The following is a 6,418-nucleotide window of genomic DNA, read 5'->3' on the forward strand; positions in this document are numbered from 1 at the left end:
GCGAACCGACGCAATTTCTCTCTGTTCGGTGAAAAAAAGAGCCCGGCGCATGGGGGGGAACGCCGGGCTTGATTTTGTAAATTGTATGGTTCGTGATTATACGTCTCACTCACGGGCGGCTGGGTAGAAGCTGGATCCGTGGCTTCTTCAGGCATTTTCAATCATCGTCGAACCATTCCAATCAGTGCATCGCCGACGTGAGCTTATTCTCGCCGCTGCTCAATTGTTTTGTACTTCCGTCCGGCAAAAGAGCCGCAGCTTCAACGCCGGCCGGTATAATTGCCGTTAGAAAAAACTTTCCGCTCTCCTGATTCCAATGCACTGAAATCCTTCCTTGAGGGCTCTTGAACTCGGCAGATGCACTTTGCATATTTCCGGGTTCAGGAGCGATGAGGATCTTGCGCCATCCAACGCTTCCGGGCTGCTGACGAATTCCTGCAACGTAAGCATAATGCCATTCCATCAGCTGTCCCAGCATGAAATGGTTCATGCTGCTCCCGGTTCCGCGCACGGCACTCCAGCTTTCGGGAAGCGTCGTTAATCCCTCCCTAACCATGAAACCGTAACTTCCCGGCCCCTCACGGCTGTAGATTTTGTGAAGAACGTCTCCCCGGCCGTTTTCGGCAAGCGCCCGGATGAGGAAAATGTGGAGGACTTCTCCTGTCGTCTGCTGCCATCCTCTTTTCGAGAGATCGTCGACGATCGACTGTATCGCTCCCTCACGCTCTTCCTCGGGAAGCAGGCCGACGCAGACAGCGGTGGCATTTCCCGCCTGACACGAACCGTTGTTTATCACCTGATGGTGCTGCCGGTCGTAGAAGTGTTTTTGAAAATCCGATATGATCTGTTTGAAAAGACTATCATATCGGTCTCGATCTCGTGCTTGACGAAGAACCTCCGCTGTGTGAACGATCGTTTGCGCACCCAGCGCCCAGATCGCGGTTGCGGAGACTTCGGCCGGTGTCCACTGCGCCGGTCCGTCTCCTTTTCCGTGGCCGTAGTCGTACCAATCTCCCAGATTGCTCGTTATGATCCCATCTTTTGCCTGGGTTGAGAGATAATCGACATAGCGTTTCATGCTTTCGTACGAAACGACGAGCGTAGAAGTATCGCCGTACCATTCATACTGATGCCACGGAACGAGCACACCGGCGATTCCCCACTCGGGAGCCTCGTTCCAAAATGCATGGGGCGGCATCCCTACCATAAAGTTCGGACAGTTCGTCGGAATGTGTCCGTCCGGAAGCTGAGTATCTCTCACGTCGCGCAGAATTTTGTTGATCCAATCGTGGACGTCGAACCGGTAACTGATGGCGCGGATCATATGCCAGTTCTGTTCCTGGTAGCCGTTCTTCTCGCGATGGGGGCAATCCGTCGCGACATAGCTCATGTTCGATCGGATCGACCAATCGATCAGATGTTCTGCATTATTCTGAAGTTCGCTTGAACAATTGAATGCGCCGACGACCTCATTAGCCGCGCGCGTATGAACAAGCTCGATCTTTTTTATTACCGGAAGGCCGTCCGGGTTGGAAGCGCCGGGGGGAACCGCTCCCGTCACCCCAACATATTGGCATCCAACATAGCAGAAAAGAATCTCATGCGTTTCGTTGCCCGAACCGCGAACCGTATAATCATGCCAGATGTCTTTATTCGTTCCCCATGTATACGTGAATCGTACATGCCCGGCCGAATCGACGTACTCGCAGGGCTTAAAACGAATTCGGCTGCCGGATGTCCCCGAAACTGTAAAGCGAAGCAATGCAGAACAATTTTGAGGGAAGAGATAGGTGTATTCTTCGGCTCCCACTTTTTTGATTTCCGTGGGCTCGAAGATCTCAAATTCCTTTATCGGAGGAGAAGTGAGTGGCAATATTGCGGTTTCCGGAGGATCAACTGCCGATACTTTCTTCCATGCATGGTCCTCGAATGAAGCGCGGTCCCATCCCTCAGGATTCCTGCGTGCATCATAATCTTCCCCGCCGTAGATGTGTGAGAAGACAAGCGGCCCGTACGTCCACTTCCACGAAGCATTACTCGTCACGACGGTGTCTTTGTCGGAGGCTAGGAGGAAATGTGCTTCGAGCCAAAGGAGGTACGGATGCCCGTTGGAGAAATCGGGCATCGCATCCGTTTTTGAATACCGTTTCGGGTCATTCGCCGGTCCGACGCGCCAGTACGAATTTCCAAGCATCACCCCAAAGACATTCTCCCCTTTTCTGACACAGCTTGCAAGGTCGAATTCCTGAGTATAAATGGTCTTGCTGTATTCCGACCAGGCTTGGTTGATGACAGATGATCCAACCTGCGCGCCGTTCATCCTGAGCTGATAGTGGCCGAGACCGACGACACGAACCGAGCTTTTTACCGGCTTTGACGAGAGATTAAATTGCAGCCTTAGAATCGGGCAGGGATTCTTATCGACATTGGTCGAATCAATTTGAGGAGAAATCCATTGTGCGTGAGGGGAAATCTTCCCCGCCGCTTCAGAGTAAAGCGGTGAATGGCACTGGCATGAAAAGGAAAAAACAATGAGTGCAAGAACAGTTGTCTGCGATCTATTCACGGGATGGGCCTTTCATACTCGATGAGCCGATGACAGAAGTCTTCCACAAAAAACAATCGCCTGCGGACCGGAAAAATGTAAACAAAAGCGGAAGGAATTACAAGAAGAGGAATCGGTAAGTGGTGGGGTTTTTTAACTTCCAATCACGATGTTCACCCTGAGCGGAGCCGCGACGTCATCCTTCGACGCGCTCCGCTTGCTCAGGATGAGCCGTCGCGGCGGAGTCGAAGGGCGGAAGGTAATTTCCTTTCAAAAGACCCCGCTACCAATCGGTAGGTGGTCTGGCAAGCGATCCGGAATGGCAAAAAACAAATCCATCCCCTCTCCTCTTGCCGAGGAAGGAGGATGGATCTCATTTCGAGGAAGGCAATTTACTTCACCCCGACCACCAGGACCATCATTTCCCCTTTCATCCCGCCGACTCCGTCTGATTGGCGAGCCGCAGGAAGAAACACTCTGTGTGATTGCAAGTCGAGGGCGAGCGTCTTTGCTCCCGGGGAGGTCTGGACCTTACCCACAGCGGTGAATTTCGACGGATTCTCTTCGTGGAAAACGTCGAGCGAGCCGTCTTTGTTTGAAACGTAGATCGATCCGGTCGCATCATCAAATGCCGTTCCGTCCACTCCCTGACCGATCGGAAAGTTTGCCAGCACCTTCCCGTTATCGGCGCTGCAGGCTACAAATATTTGATTACGTCCGCCGATAAAAAGAAGGCGGTTCGTGCGGTCCATCGAAATTCCGGTCGGCGTCTGTGCCGGAGCAAGCGGCCATCGAGCGCGAATAGTCAGCGCCGCAGCGTCAAAACGAACAACTTCGTTTGCATCTTCGACGTTGACGTAAATATCCCCTTTGCCATCCGCGACCGGAGCTTCCGGCCCTCCGCCCAGCGCAAGCGTGCCGACAACTTTCATCGTCGCTGCATCAATAGCAGTGCAGTTATCGCTGCCGCCATTGAAAGTAAACACTCGCTTTGTGACTGGTTCATAAAGTATCCCGTCCGGCTTTTTTCCCTGCACGTCAATTGTTGCTATAATCGATAAGTTCGAAAGATCAAAGACGGTGACGGAATTATCCTTTCCATTGCTGGTATATCCCCCGCCGAATTCTTGTGCCAGGGCAATTCCATGAACTCCCTGCGTATTGGGGATGAATCCAACGCGCGCTTTCGTCAGGTAATCAACAACGTCGACGCGCGTGGCATGCGAGAGATACAGTCTATGAGACGCCGGGTCGCATGTGATGTAGTCCATTCCGCCGGAACCTCCAACCGAAATGGTGTCGAGAACTTTTGGCAGGACGGGCTGGGCAACAATGATCCGAACAAGACAGCCGCAGAAAAACGTTGAAAAAAGAAAACGCCTGATAAGCAAATGCATCGAGATATTCCTTTTAGTGTGTTGTGCTGTAAGTATCGATAACCTGAAGATTGTGCCCTGGACGGGCGTCGACAGTTTCAAGCGACGCTTTATCCCCTTCGATCGTCAAAAATGTTATGCTTGGAAATGATTTTTCCGAAGGTGTAAATGCCGTCTTCGGGCTGTTAGGGGCCGGATCTTTGAAGCTGGCGCCGCCCGTCCCGTTGATGATGTGGACAATCCCCTCTTTTTCGTCGAGGGAACCATCAGGACGAAGCGGGTGTGTTCGGAGATAAATATGGGCATGTCCATTGAAGATAAATTTGCAGTGATGTTTATACAGACTCTCCACCCATGGCATGCAGGTTTTTTCGTAACTCTCCTTATATGAGATGTCGCCGTACGTCGGATTATGCCAGACTGCGATGATCCAATCCTTTGACGGAATCGTGTCGAGCAGACTATCGAGCCAATGCTGCATCACGTCTTTGTTCGTCTCATATCCGTCGCAGAAAATGACATCCACGTTGGAAAGATGATGCGAATAAAAATGCGTGGTGCCGTCGGACGAATTCACAGGCAGCACTCCTGCCGTGTATTTCGTATAGTTCGCTTTGCCCGTATAATCGGCAAACTCGTGATTGCTCGTGCACATGAAGAATTTTCCCTTGACATAAATACTATCTACGCCGGGGTAATGCAGCGTCCTCTGCCAGGCATCTTCGGTCCCGTTGTGAGTAAAATCACCGCAGTGCACCTGAAAATCCCAATCGGTGATCTTATAGAGAAGGATGTGAGCAATATCCGAACAGGCGTTGTCCATATTCTCCCGAGAGTCCCCCCAGAGAGCTATTTTTACTTTCTGCTGAGCGAAAAGCTCCGACGGAGGGGGAGCGCAATAAAGGAGAAAAAACACTGCCGATACAATAATTCTGCGACCGAACTTCCATTCCATGGCGACTCCGATATGTTGGTAACATTGACATGATACGGCTGGCACGAGAAACCCCGCCGCAACAATGACACATCATTTTTTTATAGTCGAACGGTGGAGAAGCGTATTCTTCTCATCGATCATCCTAAACGTCAGCGAATCGCGGTATGCAGCGATCGACAAAAAACCAAGAGACCCTTTGCCGAACACGACATCGTCGCGCTCGTTCACCTCCCGGTGCTCTGCTCCACCCCCGCAGACAAAAAAATTCATGCGGTCATGAAAAAGATGCTGCATCACGTGATCATGCCCACAAATATACGCAGAAACATGATGGCGTGCGAGTATAGGCAACACGTCGGATATCAATTCCGGGGTGTTACCATGCTTCGGGGCCGCCGAATAGATCGGATGATGTCCTACAACGATCACCCATCGGTCGTCAGATGCAGACAGAAGAGAATCGAGCCAGCGAATCTGCCTGGCTACATCCTGCCCCGCGACATGGTATTGCTCATCCCGTTGCCGATATTCATTTATAAACGGAGGGGTGTCTAAATGAACGATGAGCAGTTTTGTCGAATCGTCAATCTTCGCTTCCTGCGCATAGTAGCGAGCGTAGAATTTCCATCGTTTCGAATATTTGGAATATTCAAGTTCGGCCTCGGCACTGCCCCGGTAGTCATGGTTGCCGAATGTCGGATACCAGGGCACCTGGAGCGATGGATCGGAATAAATGTCTTCGAATTCCGTTTTCCAACGCGTATCGGTGGCGCTGGCGATTCCATCACCATGATAATTATCTCCTGCCGTCACGACAAATTGGATTTTACTCTTTTGAGCTTCACGTGCCATCGCAACAGAAACTGCCTTCTGATTCTCTGACGCAAATCCTCCCCAGTCGCCGAGGATCAGAAAACGAGCCGAAGAGGAATCGATCTCCTGCCCTACTGCCGGCGACGCCGCAAGGCCGATGACTGCTCCGATAACAAAAAAGAAAAAGAACTTTGATCTCACCGTTATGATCTTTCTGGTCGACTGATAAAAGCGCGATGCAACCCCTGATAAGGTTGCATCGTGCAATACATTGATTTATCGTTCAAAAGATTATTTCAATAAAAGCATTTTTTTGACAAAATCCTGTCCCGACGCGCTCAAGCGGTAGAAGTAGATGCCGCTCGAAAGATTTTGTGCGTTGAATTGTACCTGGTGCACTCCTGCCGTCTGGTATCCGTCGATCAGCGTCGCCACTTCTCTTCCCAGCACGTCGTAGACTTTCAGCGTCGTTCGGCTGTCGGACGGGAGCTGGAAGCTGATCTGAGTGGATGGGTTGAACGGATTCGGGAAATTCTGGTTCAACGCGAAGCTCGTCGGAACCGGATTGACGGTCGATTTCACTTTTGTGCTGACATAGACACCCAAAGCGCCCATATTTTGATCACCCGGGAGATTGCCGGTGAAGGCGGGATTGACCCACGATGCCGGAGGCGTGAACCCATGCCCCACGGCCGCCGAGGCCGGCAGCAGATGATAATCATTGCTCCCGTCAAGACCGAACCAGTC

At 51.5% G+C, this 6,418-nt stretch carries 5 protein-coding genes; all 5 read right to left on the reverse strand.

From position 1 onward, the window contains the following. Positions 1–181 precede the first annotated feature (181 nt). The gene (locus VMF88_11690; GenBank protein HTY11720.1) at positions 182–2,566 is read right to left on the reverse strand and encodes a family 78 glycoside hydrolase catalytic domain; all 2,385 of its coding nucleotides are present in this window, start codon (positions 2,564–2,566) and stop codon (positions 182–184) included. A gap of 371 nt (positions 2,567–2,937) precedes the next feature. Further along, positions 2,938–3,942: a YncE family protein gene (locus VMF88_11695; GenBank protein HTY11721.1), complete on the reverse strand. Its 1,005-nt coding sequence runs from the start codon at positions 3,940–3,942 to the stop codon at positions 2,938–2,940. Positions 3,943–3,955: 13 nt separating this feature from the next. Then, complete coding sequence (locus VMF88_11700) at positions 3,956–4,876, reverse strand: metallophosphoesterase (protein ID HTY11722.1); 921 nt, start codon at positions 4,874–4,876, stop codon at positions 3,956–3,958. Between the two features lie 72 nt (positions 4,877–4,948). Beyond that, a complete protein-coding gene (locus VMF88_11705) occupies positions 4,949–5,872 on the reverse strand; it encodes a tartrate-resistant acid phosphatase type 5 family protein (protein HTY11723.1) in 924 nt (307 codons plus the stop codon). Positions 5,873–5,962: 90 nt separating this feature from the next. Beyond that, positions 5,963–6,418, reverse strand: a 456-nt coding sequence (locus tag VMF88_11710; protein ID HTY11724.1) for a T9SS type A sorting domain-containing protein, incomplete at its 5' end; no start/stop codon positions are given.

The organism is Bacteroidota bacterium (assembly GCA_035506275.1).
Classification (GTDB): domain Bacteria; phylum Bacteroidota; class Ignavibacteria; order UBA10030; family UBA8401; genus JAGVPT01.